This window comes from Ruegeria sp. SATB027 (assembly GCF_059613825.1).
On sequence record NZ_JBXWTH010000047.1, the window covers coordinates 31,192 to 47,018 of the forward strand.

Genomic DNA, 15,827 nt, shown 5'->3' on the forward strand with positions numbered 1-15,827 from the left:
GATGCCCGAGACAATTTTGCTGGCCCAGATGATGGGCCTTTTGCTTGTGATCGGCGCGCTGGCCGGTGTGCTTGCCGGGCTGTTGGGAGTGGGCGGTGGTATCGTTTTGGTCCCCGCGTTCTTCTATGCGTTTCAAACGCTTGGCTATGGTGGTCCGCAATTGATGCAGCTCTGTCTGGCGACGTCGCTGGCCACGATCATTGTAACGTCTATGCGGTCGGTTCTTGCCCACAACAAGAAGGGTGCGGTGGACTGGGATATCCTGCGCGGTTGGGGTCCGGGTATTGTCGTCGGCGCAATTGTCGGAGTGCTGGTCGCATCGGCCCTGCGGACCGAGGCTTTGCAGGCACTGTTCGGAATTCTGGGCATGGTGATCGGTGCCTATCTTGGGTTGGGTCGCGCAGAATGGCGGTTGGGCGACGCAATGCCCGGCGGTATCAAACGGGCCGTCCTATCCCCGCTGGTCGGGTTTCTTTCCGTTCTGATGGGCATCGGCGGCGGCAGCTTCGGTGTGCCGCTGATGAGCCTCTATAACACCCCTATCCACCGCGCGGTCGCGACCGCGGCCGGGTTTGGGGTGATCATCGCCGTACCGTCGGTCATTGGGTTCTTGTTTGTGGATATCGCGCCCGATCATCGCCCCCCGTTGACCATTGGCGCGGTTAATCTTGTGGCCTTCGGGATCGTTGTCGCAATGACAATGATCACCGCGCCCTGGGGGGTAAAGCTGGCCCATGCAATGGACCCAAAACCGTTGAAACGTGTCTTCGCCGTGTTCCTGACGCTGGTCGCGCTGAACATGCTGCGCAAGGCTGTAGGCCTATGAGCGATTTTTCGGCCCGGGGCTGGGTGAAGTTCCCGTATGATCCGGTGCTGGCCGAATGGGTGAACCACGCTTTGCCTGCCGCACGGGCGTCTACAAAGGATCCGGTCCACGCGGAATGGTTGGATTGCGAAGGGACGTGGTTCATCGGTGTCGACGCACTGCCCAATGACACGAAGGGCAGGGTCGGGCAGTCCGGGCCGTTGATCGGCAAGGCCATGGCATTCATCGACAAACACTTTGGAGATTTACCGCTGCACAAGGGGCAGATTTCTGTTGTATATCCGGGTTATCCGCGCCCGCGCCGGGGTGAGAATGAAGCGGCCACCCGGTACCGTCGAAACAGGGATGCGGCCCATGTGGACGGTTTGCGCCCAACAGGGCCGGATCGCCGCCGCCGGGTTGATGAACCTCATGCCTGGATTCTGGGCATTCCACTGACCGAGGCCAGCGCAGACGCGTCTCCGATGGTGGTGTGGGACGGCAGTCATGACATTCTACGGGCCGCGTTCAGGCAGGCGCTAGAAGGGATGCCGCCTGAGGTCCTGCACGACGTTGACATAACGGATATCTACCAATCCGCCCGTCGCGAGGTGTTTGCGACCTGCCCAAGGATCGAGGTGCCTGCAAAGCCGGGAGAGGCCTATCTGCTGCACCGCCATTGCCTGCACGGGGTTGCACCTTGGGCCGCAGGGGCGACGGCGGGGCAGGATGGTCGAATGATCGCCTATTTCCGCCCCGAATGCTCCGGTGGAGTAGCCGAATGGATCGAATCCGCCTAACGTCCTGTCATTAATTGGCTTTGGAGGTTTTGACCGATGATGACGGTTCATACGAATTCTGACGGTGCACTCATAGAAGTCGAGTTGTCGGGGCAAGTGACCAGCGCCGATTACGCCAATACTCTGGTTCCCGCGATCGAGGCTGCACTGACCGAACATGACACGGTTCGGCTACTGGCGATAATACAACCTGAATTCCAGGGGTACGATCTGGGCGCGGCCTGGTCCGACACCAAGCTGGGGTTAAGCCATTGGCGCGGGTTCGACCGGATCGCAGTTGTTGCTGACCAGGGCTGGGTGCAGACAAGCGTTCGTCTGGCGGCCCCCATCCTGCCCTGTCCGGTTCAAGTGTTTGATCTGACCGAGCTTGAGGCGGCCCGACGCTGGATGCGTGAGTCCCTGGGATCGATCCACGTGACTGACCTGAGCGGCCCATGTGTTCAGATCAGCCTATTGGGCAAGCTGGACCCTGAATGGTACAAACAGGCAGAACGTGATCTGGATGCATTGTTACAGGACCGGCCAGGGTTTCGCCTGCTGATAGACCTCAGGGAGTTTGACGGCTGGCAAGGGCTGTCAGCGCTTGCGGCGCATTTTCGGTTGGCCAGCCGGCACATCGGACAACTGGACCGAGCTGCCATCGTTGGGGACAAAAGCTGGCAGCGTATGGCGCAGAAGGTCGTGAGCCATGTTTTAGGAACCCGGACTCAGTTTTTCCCGTCTGAAGAATACGACAACGCCAGGGCATGGCTTGCCGCCGGATAAAACCCTCGACTGTGAAACGCCTGAGCAGGCATCACCCAATCGGTCAAGTTCGTGACGCAGCCACTGATCCGGTTGTGCGATGTCAGGCATGATTCGGCTACTGACCGCGGATTTTCACAGCTTCAGCCCCAACTTTCCCAGTCTTGGCAAAGTCGGATCGAAAAGTGACGTAAGGAAATTATGTGCTTTTGTGAGTTTTTCTTGATTGAGGCGTCAAAAACGATCAAAGGCCGCGTGTTTTCCCCCTACTTGTGACGGGAAATACCTTTAGCCACACCCTGTCGCTGCGGGTTACCACTCACGTTGAACCACAATGTTCAAGAGCTAGACCCCCTCGGAGCTCGAACTCGACCCGCAGTGGCACGGTTACTGGAAACGGGACGTCCGCAATGCCACTTAAGACTTTGATCGGAAGACTCACTAATACCAGAAAGACCAAACGTGCGGCTGACGTGCTGCAATCGGAATGCGTGCGCAATGATGATCGGCGGTCCAAAACGAGCCAATCCGAGATTGCACTTCTGTTTCAGAAAGAATTGCGGGGCACCGCGCCGAGCGCGCCTATCCCGAGGCGGGTCACACAGCCGGCAGAAATGTCATCAAAACGTCTACGCTGATCGGTCAGGAGCCATTCATGCGAGAGGCACGCCCGCCGCGCCGCTTGCTGAGCCGCGGTTTACGAGACGGCAGGTCGTTCATGATTTCAGCGCGTTCGCTGCTGTCCATCCTGGACCAGCGAGAGATCTCGTCAATCGTGCGGTAACATCCGGTGCAGATACGCTCGGCTGGATGGACAACACAAATCTGGACACAAGGGCTTTCGACCTCATTGCGCTTCCAAACCATGTTCGTCATCGATCGGTCTCCGACCTGTTACAAAAAGCGCAGCCTGTCCAGCGCTCCCTGCAAGATATAACCTGCTGCAACGTGATCAATAACCTGTCCGCGACGTTTTCGTGACGTATCCGCCTCAAGCAGTGCTTTTTCTGCCGCAACCGTACTCAGCCGTTCATCCCAGAATCCGATAGGTAATTCCGTCAGACGGGACAGGTTTCGCGCAAATGCCCGCGTAGATTGGCAGCGCGGCCCCTCTGTGCCATCCATGTTTTTGGGAAGACCCAACAGAATGCCGCCAATCTCGCGATCCGTAGCAATTTCAATCAACCGGGCGGAATCGAGTGTGAATTTCTTGCGCCTTACAGTCTCCAACGGGCTGGCCACGCCCCGCATCCGGTCGGAAACTGCGACACCGATGGTCTTTTCGCCCAGATCCAGCCCTATCAGCGCTTGCATCGGGGGCAGCGCCTTGGCGAAGTCTTCGAAAACGTCGTGGATCATTTCGCAATCCCGGCTTGCAGGGCTGCGGCATCAATGATCTGCAACGCCTCGGTGTTTCCGGCAAACACCTCCAGCGCCTCATTGTGGATATCCATGGCCCGTTGGCCCTGACCCAGAACACCCAGTGCGGCGATCAAACGAGCCCATTCCTCGGGCGCGCCGCCTTCTGTCGCCAGGCGGTCGGACAACTGATCCACCATTCCCTGAATCATCTGCTGCCGTTCCTCGGGGCTCATTTCCGCTGCTGCGGCCATGTCTTCGCGACTTGGGCCGGACGGAGCGCTCAGGTCCGGTGCGTTGAAAACCCCTGCCCGAAAGGCCAACTCATCTATCTGATCCCGGATCGCGCCTGCCCATGGTGCGCCTGTTGGGGCTTCCCTCAGCGTTTCAACCCAAATGCGGTAGGCAAGGTCTGGTCGTCCGGTCTGAACCAGCATTTGCCCCCAGTAATACCGGGCCGGACCGTGATGAGGATCGCGTTTCAATGCTTCGGCGAGGGCCTGTTCAGCTCCGGGCGACACATATCCACCCGCAGCCAGGATCATCATCTCGGCAAAATCCGCGTAATGCTCGGCTGTGGCTGCGTCGCCTGACAGTTCGATCACCCTTTGTTGCGCGGTATATCCGTCCTTGAAGTTCCCTGAATTGGTCTCATGCTGCGCCAAAAGCATCTGCCCCTGCAAATCATCTGGGCGGGCCGCAACGGTCTCTCGCAACTGCTTGAGAAGGGACGCGTAACTTTCGTCAAGCTGCGCCGCTTGAGGTGGGGTTGCCAGTTCTTCTGCGGCGTTCTGGGACGGGCGATTGGCACGGACCTCCTCGGCCAGTTCCAGTCGCGCGGTCAGGGGCATGTCGGGCAACCCGACGGCGCCAATACGATGATACATCGCCATCGCGCCCCCGATGATGATCAGCATGACAACCGGGATTGTCACAATCGAGACGGTCCGAGATGGCCCGGCACCCAAGCCACCCTTTTTCATCTGTTCGTCAGCGGCAAGAATTCGTCGGGAGATTTCGGTGCGGACCCGTTCCGCATCTGCCTCACCAATCACCCCGCGCGCCAGATCCCGGTCCACACCGGTCAGCTGTTCGCGATACACCCGCAGATCGTACGCCGCCGCAGGCTCATCCCCACGGCGTTTGCGCAGCAATGTGAAGCTCAGAAATGCCGCAATCAGAAGCGCGACAAGAAAAATCAGAACCCAGAACGTCATGGCCCCTCCGAAGATACTGCCCTGACTTAGACCTGTGGGGCGTCCGACAAAAGGGACAAATGGCCGCGAATGAACGACATGTCGCAATAGTGCGATATTGCGGCGTTGCGCGGCGCGGTTAAACTGTCGCCGCGCGGCATATCTGCGCGCAATCACCGAACCGGATGGATTCGCTTATGAAACACTACTCAGCCTTTGCTGTCGCGCGGGAGGCCCTGCGCTATCACACCGGATGGGAACGCGCCTGGCGTTCACCCGAGCCCAAGAAACGTTATGACGTCATCATCATCGGTGCTGGCGGGCATGGTCTTGCGACCGCGTATTACCTTGGCAAGAACTACGGCATTCAGAATGTCGCGGTGATCGAAAAAGGCTGGCTGGGTGGTGGTAACACGGGTCGAAACACAACGATCATCCGTTCGAACTACCTGCAGGATCCTTCAGCGGCGATCTACGAGAAAGCACGTGGCCTTTATGAGGATCTGAGCCAGGATCTGAACTACAACATCATGTTCAGCCCGCGTGGCGTGATCATGCTGGCGCAGACCCAGCATGAGATTCGCGGCTATCAGCGCACGGCCCATGCAAACGCCCTTCAAGGTGTGAAGACCGAATGGATCGGGCCTGAACGCGTCAAGCAACTTGTGCCTATCATCAATCTGGACGGTCCCCGTTATCCGGTTCTGGGCGGGCTCTGGCAGGAACGCGGGGGCACTGCGCGTCACGATGCCGTGGCGTGGGGCTATGCGCGCGCCTGTTCGGCGATGGGTATGGATATCATCCAACAATGCGAGGTCACCGGCGTACGCTCGGAAAACGGTCGTGTCGTCGGCGTAGACACCACCAAGGGTGCCATCGATTGCGACAAGCTGGGTATCGTCGTTGCGGGCCACTCCGGTCAACTGGCCGAGATGGCGGGCTTCCGTCTCCCGCTGGAAGCCGTCGCATTGCAGGCACTGGTATCCGAACCCATCAAACCCTGCATGGACGTGGTCGTGATGGCCAACACCGTTCACGGCTACATGTCGCAGTCTGACAAGGGCGAGATGGTGATCGGTGGTGGTACCGACGGGTTCAACAACTTCACCCAACGTGGCAGCTTCCATCATATCGAGGAAACCGTCCGCGCCTTGGTCGAAACCTTCCCGATGATCTCGCGCCTGAAGATGCTGCGCCAGTGGGGTGGGATTGTGGACATGACCGGTGACCGCTCGCCTATCCTGTCGAAAACTCCGCTGCAGGGCTGCTTTATCAATGGGGGCTGGGGCACCGGCGGCTTTAAGGCAATCCCTGGCTCGGGCTGGGGCATGGCGCAGCTGATGGCCACAGGTCATTCACCTTTGACCGAGGCCTTCTCGCTGGACCGCTTCAAGGAAGGCCGCTTCATCGATGAAAGCGTGGCCGCCGGGGTGGCCCACTGAAGGTGGGTCCGAGGTTGCCAAGAAACAGAATTCTGGTTGGCCGCTGCGCCAACCAACCGCCAAAAGGATGACAACATGCTGATCCTGAATTGCCCTTACTGCGGCGTTGATGCCGAAGAAACAGAACTGGCCGCCGGTGGCGAGGCGCATCTGAAGCGTTTTGGTCCCGGCTCGTCGGATGACGAGTTCCACGGCTACCTGTTCATGCGCGAAAACCCCAAAGGCGTACACTTTGAACGCTGGCGCCATGCCAATGGCTGTGGCAAGTGGTTTCACGCGGCGCGCTGCACAAGCACGCTAGAAGTGTTTGGCACTTACACGGCTCAGACCTCCGAGCCACCGCAGGACATCAAAGAGGCCATCGCCGCAAAGCGTCCCGGATGGACCTGGAGAGAGTTCTCCTGATGCTTCATCTTTTCAAAAATACTCCCGCCGGAGGCTCCGACGCCTCCACCCGCGAAAGGTCCGCACAATGAGCACCCGTCTCGCAAAACAAGGCCGGCTGATTGACCGGTCGAAAAAGGTCACATTTACCTTCAATGGCACGTCGATGCAGGGCTATGAGGGCGACACGCTTGCCTCGGCGCTGCTGGCCAACGATCAGATGATGATGGGCCGGTCGTTCAAATACCACCGCCCCCGCGGCGTTGTCGCCAGCGGTGCGGAAGAGCCAAACGCTCTGGTCGGGCTGGGGCAGGGCAACCGGTTTGAACCGAACCAGCGCGCCACCACGACCGAGCTGTTCAACGGCCTGACTGCGGTTTCGCAAAACCATTGGCCAAGCCTTGAACACGACATCGGCGCGGTGAATACGGCATTCGCCCGGTTCCTGCCGGCTGGCTTCTACTACAAGACGTTCATCCACCCCAAACCGTTCTGGAAGCACGTCTACGAGCCGTTCATCCGTCAGTCTGCCGGTCTGGGCAAAGCGCCCGACAAGGACAGCCGCGATGCCGATACCTATGAGCACTTCTATGCCTTCACCGATGTTCTGGTCATCGGTGGCGGTGTGGCTGGCCTACAATCGGCAAAGGCGGCGGCAGCTTCGGGTGCCAAGGTTCTGCTGATTGAGCAGAGCGCACATTGGGGCGGTCGCGCTCCGGTTGACGGCGGCACAGTCAATGATGAGCCTGTGGATAAGTTCGTGGAGCAATTGGTTTCCGAACTCGAAACAATGGACAACGTCACCATGCGCTCTCGCTGCATGGGCGCGGGTGTTTATGACCATGGTTACGTTCTGGGTTATGAGCGCCTGACAGACCACACGCCGGGCGTGCAGGGCCCGCGCCACCGCCTTTGGCGTATCCGCGCCAAGCAAATTGTGACTGCAACCGGCGCAATTGAACGCCCGTTGTCCTTTGCGGGTAACGATGTTCCGGGTGTGATGCTGGCCTCGGCCATGCGCGATTATGCCGTGAACTGGGGTGTAACCCCGGGCGAACGTGTCATCGTCGCCACCAACAATGACGACGCCTATCGCACCGCGATTACGCTGAAGCAAGCGGGTGTGGATGTTTTGCGTATTGTTGACGCACGGGCAACGGCTGGACCTTTGGCAGAGGAAGCCCGCCAGTTGGGTATCCGCGTCGATCCGGGCAAGGCCATTGCCAAGGTCAAGGGCGGCAAGCGCGTCAAAAAAGTCGCCATCTGCAACCAGGAAGGTGTTGGAGGCGCTCGTGAAGAGGTTGAAGCAGATGCAGTGGCCATGTCGGGCGGCTGGTCGCCGGTCGTTCATATGTGGTCTCATTGCGGTGGCAAGCTGACCTGGGATGACGCGAATGCCTTTTTCCGCCCCGATCCCTCACGCCCGCCGCTGGGCGCAAATGGTGAGGGCTTTGTTCTGGCCGCCGGGGCATCGAATGGCGCGTTGGCGCTGGGCGATGTTCTGACTGACGCCCACACTGTAGGAAAAGCAGCAGCCAAGGCGGCCGGGTTCAAGCCGAAAAACATCAAGGCTCCGGTTGGCGAAACCACTGCAGAAGCACCGATGGAGGCTGTCTGGCTGATGCCGGCAAACGCCGAAATCCAGCTGCGCATGAAATCCTGGCTCGACTTCCAGAACGACGTCAAAGTCTCGGACGTGCAGCTGGCCGCGCGCGAGGGCTATGAGAGTGTTGAGCACACCAAGCGTTACACCACACTTGGCATGGCGACGGATCAGGGTAAGTTGAGCAATATCAATGGCTTGGCGATTCTGGCTGATGCGCTGGAATCCGAAATCCCGAAGGTCGGCACCACGACCTTCCGCCCGCCTTATACCCCCATCTCGATGGGCGCGATCGGCGGTGAAGCGCGGGGTGAAGTGTTCCAGCCGATCCGTCAGACCCCAATGCACAACTGGCACGACAAGAACGGCGCGGACTGGGAGCCGGTCGGCCACTGGCGCCGGACCTACGCCTATGTCCGTCCTGGTGAATCCGTGCATGACGCCGTGAACCGTGAGGTGAAGAACACCCGCGAAAACCTTGGCCTGCTGGACGCCTCGACGCTGGGCAAGCTGATCGTTAAAGGCCCCGACGCAGGCAAGTTTCTGGACATGTTGTACACCAACATGATGTCCACGCTGAAGGTCGGCAAATGCCGCTATGGCCTGATGTGTTCGGAAAACGGCTTTCTGATCGACGACGGCGTGGTCGCCCGCATCGATGAGGACACCTGGCTGTGCCACACCACCACCGGCGGGGCCGAGCGTATCCATGGTCACATGGAAGAATGGCTACAAACCGAATGGTGGGACTGGAAAGTCTATGTCGCCAACGTGACCGAGCAATATGCTCAGGTCGCTGTGGTCGGCCCGAACGCCCGCAAGGTTCTTGAAAAGCTGGGCGGTATGGATGTCAGCCGCGAGGCACTGCCCTTCATGGAATGGCGCGATGGCAAGATCGGCGCGTTCGACTGCCGCGCCTATCGTATCTCGTTCTCGGGCGAGTTGTCCTACGAAATCGCCGTTCCTGCCTCGCAGGGTCAGGCGTTCTGGGACGCCCTGGTGGAGGCAGGCAAGGAATTCGGTGTGATGCCTTATGGCACCGAATGCCTGCACATTCTTCGGGCCGAGAAGGGCTTTATCATGATCGGCGACGAGACCGACGGCACCGTGATCCCGCAGGATCTTGGGCTGCACTGGGCGCTGTCGAAAAAGAAAGAGGACTACCTCGGTAAACGCGCCCATTCACGGACCCACATGGCCGATCCAGAACGCTGGAAATTGGTCGGTTTGGAGACTGTGGATGGATCAGTTTTGCCGGACGGTGCCTATGCGGTGGGCGAGGGCGTGAACGCCAATGGTCAGCGCAACATGATCGGGCGTGTGACCTCGACCTATTACTCGGCCAACCTCGGTAAAGGGATCGCTATGGGCCTGATCAAGCACGGCCCGGACCGGATGGGTGAAATCGTCGAGTTCCCGGGCACGGACGGCAAAACCTACAAAGCCAAGATCGTGGACCCGATCTTCTTCGACAAGGACGGGGAGAAACAGAATGTCTGAACCCATCAGCGCATTGAACCACGCCAGCTATGATGGCATCGCCAATGTCAGGGAATGTGGCCTGCAAGGTATGATCACCCTGCGCGGCGACTTGTCCGACAAAAGCCTCGCCAAGGCCGTAAAGGATGCGACTGGACAGAACGTACCCGGTCAGCGCGAGGCGCTGGTCAGCGGCGATACCGGCGTATGCTGGATGTCACCGGACGAGCTGCTGGTGCTGGTCCCTTATGCCGAGGTCGAGACCAAACTGGCCGCAATGGTCAAAGCTTTGGGAAAAACTCACGCACTGGCCGTGAACGTCTCGGATGCCCGCGCGGTATTCACGATATCAGGCGCCAGCGCACGAGAAGTGTTGGGCAAAGTCGCCCCGGTTGATCTGTCGGCCGAGGCCTTCCAACCCGGCCAAATCCGCCGCTCGCGCCTGGCGCAAGTGGCAGGTGCGTTCTGGATGGACGATGCCGAAACCTTCCGCGTGGTCTGCTTCCGTTCGGCAGCGGATTACGTTTTCAAATTGCTGAAGGTTGCGGCGCAACCGGGCAGTGAGGTTGGCGTTTACTGACAGTTTCCTCGGCCCGAAAATACAAGACCGCCCGCTGATTGCGGGCGGTTTCTTTTTTCAGGACAGCCAACTCAATATTCCTTTTCAACCTGGGCTTACGATTATGAGCGCGACGGCCTTGCATCCATTTGGAGAAAGTGATTCAGTCTGTTCGCGCTGGATGCGAAAGAGCGTCTGACTTAAAATTTGGTTGCAAATCAAAGCACTTGGTTTAGCTGGCATGGTTATTTTCCCGGATAGGCCCTAATTTTCGCAAGGGCGTAATGACGAAGCATCATTATTCTCACAGCTCCTCTGTTCACCCCTGTGCTGCTAATGCAGGGCCGGTGGCCGAAGGGCGCGAGTTGAAAACAAAGAGAACACAAGAAATGGTAAAACTAATGAAACTAACTTCTTTTTTTCTGGCTTTTTGTTTGTTGGCTGCCGCCGCTCAGGCGGAAGTGCAAAGCTATGAATGCGACCTACATAGCACACAGGATCGGGGATGGATTCCACGCAAGGTGCTTTTGAGCGTTGATGCAGACGGCAAGCGCGCAAGAGCCTATGACGGAGCAATTCGTGCGTCAAATGAACTGGCAAATACTCCTGTTGAAACACCGGCAGACGCCAAATTCAAGAAAACGGGGAAAGGGGAATATCGGTTGTCGTGGCGTGTGACTTTGCCAGCTCAGGCAACAGGCGACTACAGGGTCGCGTATACTGCAACGCTCAATCCCAAGAATAATGCTATAATAATGAGGGTCAGCTTCCCGCACGCAAATGTGGGTCTGCGACCATATGGGACAGGCACGTGCAAACCAATTGCGTCTGCAGGCCTGTACTAGGCGAATACTAAGCCGTCGCGTCAATTGCGGCGCTTAACCTGTCAGCAAAAATGTTTTGAAGCCGGAAAGTGTCGAAGCTTTGGTCATACACTCAAAGCTTCGACAGGTCTCGTCACTTGTCTGGCAGTGAGTGTAGAACGAAAGTAGCTCAGCCAATTCCTCCATACGATCCAGTCGTGTCTTCGGCTCCAACAGTCCCGCATGTGTAGAAAGATAAAGGGCAGGGCGCTGTTGTTTCAGCCATGGCACCAGCGTCGGCAGCACCGAAAATTCGGCGCCTTCGATATCCATCTTCACCAAAGACACGGCGGACAGATCGTTCACTGCGGCGAACTGATCCCAGGCAATCGTCAGGGCATCGGTTCCGTGCGCGCCGTCGTGCAGAAGGGAGCTGGTAGAATCTCCGGGTTCGCCACGAACCGAGGCCATGCGGGCGACACCGAACTTATCCGACAGCGCGACACCCAAGGCGGAAACGTTATGAATGTCATTCAGGTCAAGGTTCCAGGCCAGGTGGCGGAACGCTGTGGGATCTGGCTCAAAACACCAGACATGGCGAGCCTTGCGCGCGCCGTATAAAACGGTCGGTCCGATCCATGCGCCGATATCCAGGTAATCGCTTTCAGGCGAAAGATACCGGTCGAGAACAGCAAAGGTTTCAGGCTCCCACTGGCCTGTGGAGGCTTTACGCCAGAACTTTGAATGATAAGGGTCCAGACGAAATGGCTCGCCGTTCAGGTTGCCCGCATAGTAACCGCGGGCGCGGTAGAACATCTTGCGCGCCTGTGTCAGCATCGCCTGCCTCCGGGTTTTCTTGTCTCGGCCCTTGACCTGCGGCGGCTGCCAAAGCATTTAACCTTGGGAACCGCAACTCAAATTTATACAGGGGGCCGACATGGCTTTTGAACTTCCTGATCTTCCTTATGCACATGACGCGCTGGCAGCCAAGGGTATGTCCGCGGAAACACTGGAATATCACCACGATCTGCACCACAAAGCCTATGTCGACAATGGCAATAAACTGATCGCCGGCACCGAATGGGACGGCAAGTCGCTGGAAGAGATCATCGTTGGCACCTACGACGCAAATGCCGTCGCGCAGAACGGTATCTTCAACAACATCAGCCAGCTGTGGAACCACAACCAGTTCTGGGAAATGATGGGCCCCGGCGACAACGCCATGCCCGGTGAGCTTGAGAAAGCTCTGACCGAAAGCTTTGGTTCGGTTGACGAATTCAAATCGCAGTTCAGCGCCGCTGGTGCCGGTCAGTTCGGCTCGGGCTGGGCGTGGCTGGTCAAGAATGCTGACGGCTCGCTGGCCGTGACCAAGACTGAAAACGGCGTGAATCCGCTGTGCTTTGGTCAGACTGCGCTGCTGGGTTGTGACGTTTGGGAACACTCATACTACATCGACTTCCGCAACAAACGTCCGGCTTATCTGTCGAACTTCCTCGACAATCTGGTGAACTGGGAAAACGTCGCGTCGCGGATGTAAGTCATTGAACCGACGCCGGTTTATCAAGGGCCTGCTGGCGGTGACGCTGGCAGGCCTAATCACATCAGTCTACGGGTTTTTCATCGAACCCGCCCTGCGGCTGCGCGTGCGAAAATGGCGCGTCCGGCGAGAGGATTGGACTGCGCCGCCGCTCAGGATTGCCGTACTGGCAGATTTGCATCTGGGCGAACCTTTGGTCGGGCTGGACCGAATAAAACAGGTGGTACGGCGTACGAATGCGCTTGCGCCGGATATGATCCTGCTTCTGGGTGATTTCTTCGCAAGCCACAAAGGCGTTTTGCGTCCTGTCGAAATGAAAGATCTGGCACCGGTTCTTGCCAACCTTGAGGCCAAGAACGGCGTCTTTGCTGTACTTGGCAATCACGACTGGTGGGATGACCGGCAGGCGCAGCGCCGTGGTGCTGGCCCCAACCAATATGTCGATGCGCTGGAGCAGAGCGGAATTACGGTTTTGTCGAATACCGCCATCAAGCTAGAAGCTCTTGGTTTCTGGTTGGCGGGTCTTGAAGATCAGCTTGCGATCTGGCGAAACGGTAAACCGCAGGGGCTGGATGATCTGTCGGGGACACTGGCGCAAATCACCGATGATGCCCCGGTTGTGATGATGGCGCATGAGCCCGACATCTTCCCTCAAGTGCCCGACAGGGTGGCTTTGACGCTATCCGGTCATACGCATGGCGGTCAGATTCGTCTGTTTGGCTGGTCGCCGATCGTTCCCTCTAGATACGGCAACAGATATGCTTATGGGCATGTGCGCGAAGGCGGGCGTGATCTGGTTGTGTCCGGCGGCATTGGATGTTCCATTCTTCCGGTTCGATTTGGTGTAACCCCCGAGATCACGGTTATCGAACTGTCTGCCTAAAGACCTGAGGCTTCACCAAATCGACCAGCCCAATGTCTTGCCCGCATATGTGCGGCAACGATGCACAGCTGCGTTCGGTCACACACCTTCGCGACCTGCCGGGTTTACCGCAGCTTGTCGCGCAGGGCCGTCATCGCTGTTTCTGCATCTTCAGCCCAAATGACAAAGTCACCCAGTGATCGATCTGCAAAGCCTTGCCCGATCACCTGATGCAACAGGGTTTTCAACGCATCCCAATAGCCGTTCACATTGACGATGACGATGGGTTTGTCGTGCAGGCCCAGCTGCCGCCAGGTCAGCGCTTCAAAAAGCTCGTCCAGTGATCCCGGCCCACCTGGCAGAACAACAACGGCGTCAGCGTTCATGATCATGACCTTTTTCCGCTCGTGCATGGTTTCGGTGATCACGAAATGGCTCAGGTCGGTCTTGCCGACCTCTCGTTTGACCAGATGCACCGGAATGACGCCAAAGGTCTCTCCACCGGCCTGTTGCGCGGCCCGGGCGACTTCGCCCATCAGTCCGACATCTCCGGCACCGTAAACAAGCCGCCAGCCTTCCTGCGCAAGCAGGCTGCCAAACTGTCGTGCGGTTTCAGAATAAGCCTTCTCGGCCCCATTGCGTGACCCGCAATACACACAGACGGATTTCTGAGACATGAAAGAGACGCTCCGGGGTTGTGTCAGAGGTTTTGACCCCTGATAGCGGGATTGATAGATTGGCTCAACTGTCCGCTGGAAGGCTTTTGAAGACAAAGCTTTTGTACGGCGGGGTGAAAGGAAAACAATGGACGCCAAATCGGGAAACGGAAGCTCGGGCAATTTTGTCTGGGGTGTGATTGCGGGTCTGGTTGCCGTGCTGGGCGTTGGGGGTTTGTATCTGTCCGGCGCTTTCACCAAAGCGCCAGAGCCTGAGGCGGGTGCACCGCAGGAACCCGCGTCCGTTGCAGCCACGCAACCGCAGGAACAAGCGGCCGAAGCGCCTGCGGAAACTACCACAACAGAACCAGCTGAGCAGGCCGCCGTGACACCGGATGAGGTACCAACCGCTGATCCCGCTGAAGATACGGCTGCGGCAACAGATGTTGTTTCAGACACAGATACCACAACGGCCCTGACGGAAGAGAATGCACAGGCACCCGCGCCCCCCCCGGTTTTGGATCAGATTTTTGTTGAAGCGGACGGAACGGCGCTTTTGTCAGGTGACGCTGAGCCGGGTAGCCAGATTGAGGTTCTGCTGAACGGTGAAACCGTGCATACATTCACGGTGGACAGCAGCGGGCAATTCGCCGAGTTCGTCTCGATCCCCTTCAGCGATGCCGCGCAGGGGCTAATCCTGCACAGCAAAAGCGGCGGGCAAACAACCCGGTCTGACGACTATCTGATCGCCGCTCTGCCGAAGCCGGTCGAGGAAGAGCCGGTTGCGCAGCAAACTGACGCTGTTGATCAGGGCGAAACAACCGAAGCTGAAGAACAGATAGCCTCGGCGGTTGTCGATCCAGAGACCGAAACCCCAGCTGAGACCGAAACATCAGACCCTGTGGCGACCGCGCCAGAAGCCAGCGAAGCGCAGGTTGCCGACCAGTCGGCAGAGACATCGGCAGAGACATCGGCAGAGACATCTGAAACGGGTCAGCAGATCGCGGTACTGCGGTCGGGCGAAGAAGGCGTTGAACTCGTGCAACCGCCCGTGGTTCGGGATACCCCGCCGGAACAGGTCGCGCTGGATACCATCGGGTATTCCGAAACCGGTGATGTCCAGTTGACCGGGCGAGTACAGGACGGGGCGGCCATCAGGGTGTATCTGGACAATCGTCTGGTTGCCGACCTTGCTCCGGAACAGGATGGATCCTGGCGGAGTGATCTGGACGGTATCGACCCCGGTGTTTACACGTTGCGTGTTGACGCGGTGAACACGGACGGGAAGGTCCTCAGCCGGGTCGAAACCCCCTTCAAACGCGAGCCTGTGGAAGTTTTGGAAGCAGCATCAGGTGGCGGTGACGGAACGGCCGCGCAGGACAATGCCCCGGCAATTCGGTCGGTCACTGTGCAGCGGGGTGACACGCTGTGGGCGATCTCGCGTGACCGCTTTGGCGATGGCATCCTGTATGTGCGCCTGTTCGAAGCCAACCGCGACTTGATCCGCGACCCGGATCTGATCTATCCGGGGCAAATCTTTACGATACCGGAATAATCAACGCGCTGGTCCTTTGCGGGCCAGAGCCTTTCTCTGACCG

The 15,827-nt window shown here is 58.3% G+C and carries 16 protein-coding genes; 11 read left to right on the plus strand and 5 right to left on the minus strand.

The genetic code is table 11. The annotated features are described in order from the left end of the window. The first annotated feature begins 1 nt into the window (after position 1). From AC2FPW_RS13830 to AC2FPW_RS13840, 3 genes are read left to right on the plus strand one after another with little or no spacing between them, the layout of a single operon-like run. Positions 2-826, plus strand: coding sequence for a sulfite exporter TauE/SafE family protein (locus tag AC2FPW_RS13830; RefSeq protein ID WP_496814161.1), 825 nt, complete (start codon positions 2-4; stop codon positions 824-826). Continuing rightward, positions 823-1,605 carry a hypothetical protein gene (locus tag AC2FPW_RS13835; RefSeq protein ID WP_496814162.1) on the plus strand — a complete coding sequence of 261 codons (783 nt, stop codon included), beginning with the start codon at positions 823-825 and terminating at the stop codon, positions 1,603-1,605. Before AC2FPW_RS13830 ends, AC2FPW_RS13835 begins: the two co-directional genes overlap by 4 nt. 36 nt (positions 1,606-1,641) lie before the next feature. Continuing rightward, positions 1,642-2,370: a SpoIIAA family protein gene (locus AC2FPW_RS13840; RefSeq protein ID WP_496814163.1), complete on the plus strand. Its 729-nt coding sequence runs from the start codon at positions 1,642-1,644 to the stop codon at positions 2,368-2,370. Positions 2,371-2,991: 621 nt separating this feature from the next. Here the strand turns inward: AC2FPW_RS13840 and AC2FPW_RS13845 are convergent. The 3 genes from AC2FPW_RS13845 to ccmI are packed head-to-tail and all read right to left on the minus strand — an operon-like array spanning position 2,992 to position 4,925. Then, complete coding sequence (locus AC2FPW_RS13845) at positions 2,992-3,225, minus strand: DUF1289 domain-containing protein (protein ID WP_496814164.1); 234 nt, start codon at positions 3,223-3,225, stop codon at positions 2,992-2,994. A gap of 18 nt (positions 3,226-3,243) precedes the next feature. After that, positions 3,244-3,708 (minus strand): Holliday junction resolvase RuvX, encoded by a 465-nt coding sequence (gene ruvX / locus AC2FPW_RS13850; RefSeq protein ID WP_267365234.1) that lies wholly within the window; start codon positions 3,706-3,708, stop codon positions 3,244-3,246. Continuing rightward, positions 3,705-4,925 (minus strand): c-type cytochrome biogenesis protein CcmI, encoded by a 1,221-nt coding sequence (ccmI, locus tag AC2FPW_RS13855; RefSeq protein WP_496814165.1) that lies wholly within the window; start codon positions 4,923-4,925, stop codon positions 3,705-3,707. The genes ruvX and ccmI overlap by 4 nt, the downstream gene beginning before the upstream one ends. Before the next feature lie 176 nt (positions 4,926-5,101). On the opposite strand from ccmI, the gene AC2FPW_RS13860 reads away from it, so the two are divergent. The 5 genes from AC2FPW_RS13860 to AC2FPW_RS13880 all read left to right on the plus strand — a co-directional run bounded on the left by AC2FPW_RS13860 (position 5,102) and on the right by AC2FPW_RS13880 (position 11,216). Beyond that, complete coding sequence (locus tag AC2FPW_RS13860; RefSeq protein ID WP_267365236.1) at positions 5,102-6,346, plus strand: sarcosine oxidase subunit beta family protein; 1,245 nt, start codon at positions 5,102-5,104, stop codon at positions 6,344-6,346. Positions 6,347-6,421: 75 nt separating this feature from the next. After that, complete coding sequence (locus AC2FPW_RS13865; RefSeq protein WP_496814166.1) at positions 6,422-6,751, plus strand: sarcosine oxidase subunit delta; 330 nt, start codon at positions 6,422-6,424, stop codon at positions 6,749-6,751. Between the two features lie 67 nt (positions 6,752-6,818). Then, on the plus strand, positions 6,819-9,833 hold the full coding sequence (locus AC2FPW_RS13870) for a sarcosine oxidase subunit alpha family protein (RefSeq protein ID WP_496814167.1): 3,015 nt from the start codon (positions 6,819-6,821) through the stop codon (positions 9,831-9,833). Continuing rightward, positions 9,826-10,392 carry a sarcosine oxidase subunit gamma gene (locus tag AC2FPW_RS13875; protein WP_496814168.1) on the plus strand — a complete coding sequence of 189 codons (567 nt, stop codon included), beginning with the start codon at positions 9,826-9,828 and terminating at the stop codon, positions 10,390-10,392. The genes AC2FPW_RS13870 and AC2FPW_RS13875 overlap by 8 nt, the downstream gene beginning before the upstream one ends. Before the next feature lie 263 nt (positions 10,393-10,655). After that, positions 10,656-11,216: a hypothetical protein gene (locus AC2FPW_RS13880; protein ID WP_496814169.1), complete on the plus strand. Its 561-nt coding sequence runs from the start codon at positions 10,656-10,658 to the stop codon at positions 11,214-11,216. Positions 11,217-11,249: 33 nt separating this feature from the next. Here the strand turns inward: AC2FPW_RS13880 and AC2FPW_RS13885 are convergent, their stop codons facing one another. Further along, positions 11,250-11,990 carry an FkbM family methyltransferase gene (locus tag AC2FPW_RS13885; RefSeq protein ID WP_496814170.1) on the minus strand — a complete coding sequence of 247 codons (741 nt, stop codon included), beginning with the start codon at positions 11,988-11,990 and terminating at the stop codon, positions 11,250-11,252. 121 nt (positions 11,991-12,111) lie between these two features. Here AC2FPW_RS13885 and AC2FPW_RS13890 point away from each other — a divergent pair, with 121 nt between their 5' ends. Further along, a complete protein-coding gene (locus AC2FPW_RS13890) occupies positions 12,112-12,711 on the plus strand; it encodes a superoxide dismutase (RefSeq protein WP_170704218.1) in 600 nt (199 codons plus the stop codon). A gap of 4 nt (positions 12,712-12,715) precedes the next feature. Next, positions 12,716-13,594, plus strand: a complete 879-nt coding sequence (locus AC2FPW_RS13895) for a metallophosphoesterase (RefSeq protein WP_496814171.1) — start codon at positions 12,716-12,718, stop codon at positions 13,592-13,594. Between the two features lie 104 nt (positions 13,595-13,698). Here the strand turns inward: AC2FPW_RS13895 and AC2FPW_RS13900 are convergent, their stop codons facing one another. Continuing rightward, the gene (locus AC2FPW_RS13900) at positions 13,699-14,250 is read right to left on the minus strand and encodes an LOG family protein (protein WP_496814172.1); all 552 of its coding nucleotides are present in this window, start codon (positions 14,248-14,250) and stop codon (positions 13,699-13,701) included. Positions 14,251-14,377: 127 nt separating this feature from the next. Between AC2FPW_RS13900 and AC2FPW_RS13905 the strand changes: the two genes are divergently transcribed. Next, the gene (locus AC2FPW_RS13905) at positions 14,378-15,784 is read left to right on the plus strand and encodes a LysM peptidoglycan-binding domain-containing protein (protein ID WP_496814173.1); all 1,407 of its coding nucleotides are present in this window, start codon (positions 14,378-14,380) and stop codon (positions 15,782-15,784) included. The last annotated feature ends 43 nt before the right edge of the window (positions 15,785-15,827 follow it).

Bases quoted from the DNA above. Each gene is read 5' to 3' on its own strand.
- AC2FPW_RS13830 (WP_496814161.1), top strand. From the start codon at position 2: ATGCCCGAGACAATTTTGCTGGCCCAGATGATGGGCCTTTTGCTTGTG.
- AC2FPW_RS13835 (WP_496814162.1), top strand. From the start codon at position 823: ATGAGCGATTTTTCGGCCCGGGGCTGGGTGAAGTTCCCGTATGATCCG.
- AC2FPW_RS13840 (WP_496814163.1), top strand. From the start codon at position 1,642: ATGATGACGGTTCATACGAATTCTGACGGTGCACTCATAGAAGTCGAG.
- AC2FPW_RS13845 (WP_496814164.1), bottom strand. From the start codon at position 3,225: ATGACGAACATGGTTTGGAAGCGCAATGAGGTCGAAAGCCCTTGTGTC.
- ruvX (WP_267365234.1), bottom strand. From the start codon at position 3,708: ATGATCCACGACGTTTTCGAAGACTTCGCCAAGGCGCTGCCCCCGATG.
- ccmI (WP_496814165.1), bottom strand. From the start codon at position 4,925: ATGACGTTCTGGGTTCTGATTTTTCTTGTCGCGCTTCTGATTGCGGCA.
- AC2FPW_RS13860 (WP_267365236.1), top strand. From the start codon at position 5,102: ATGAAACACTACTCAGCCTTTGCTGTCGCGCGGGAGGCCCTGCGCTAT.
- AC2FPW_RS13865 (WP_496814166.1), top strand. From the start codon at position 6,422: ATGCTGATCCTGAATTGCCCTTACTGCGGCGTTGATGCCGAAGAAACA.
- AC2FPW_RS13870 (WP_496814167.1), top strand. From the start codon at position 6,819: ATGAGCACCCGTCTCGCAAAACAAGGCCGGCTGATTGACCGGTCGAAA.
- AC2FPW_RS13875 (WP_496814168.1), top strand. From the start codon at position 9,826: ATGTCTGAACCCATCAGCGCATTGAACCACGCCAGCTATGATGGCATC.
- AC2FPW_RS13880 (WP_496814169.1), top strand. From the start codon at position 10,656: ATGACGAAGCATCATTATTCTCACAGCTCCTCTGTTCACCCCTGTGCT.
- AC2FPW_RS13885 (WP_496814170.1), bottom strand. From the start codon at position 11,990: ATGTTCTACCGCGCCCGCGGTTACTATGCGGGCAACCTGAACGGCGAG.
- AC2FPW_RS13890 (WP_170704218.1), top strand. From the start codon at position 12,112: ATGGCTTTTGAACTTCCTGATCTTCCTTATGCACATGACGCGCTGGCA.
- AC2FPW_RS13900 (WP_496814172.1), bottom strand. From the start codon at position 14,250: ATGTCTCAGAAATCCGTCTGTGTGTATTGCGGGTCACGCAATGGGGCC.
- AC2FPW_RS13905 (WP_496814173.1), top strand. From the start codon at position 14,378: ATGGACGCCAAATCGGGAAACGGAAGCTCGGGCAATTTTGTCTGGGGT.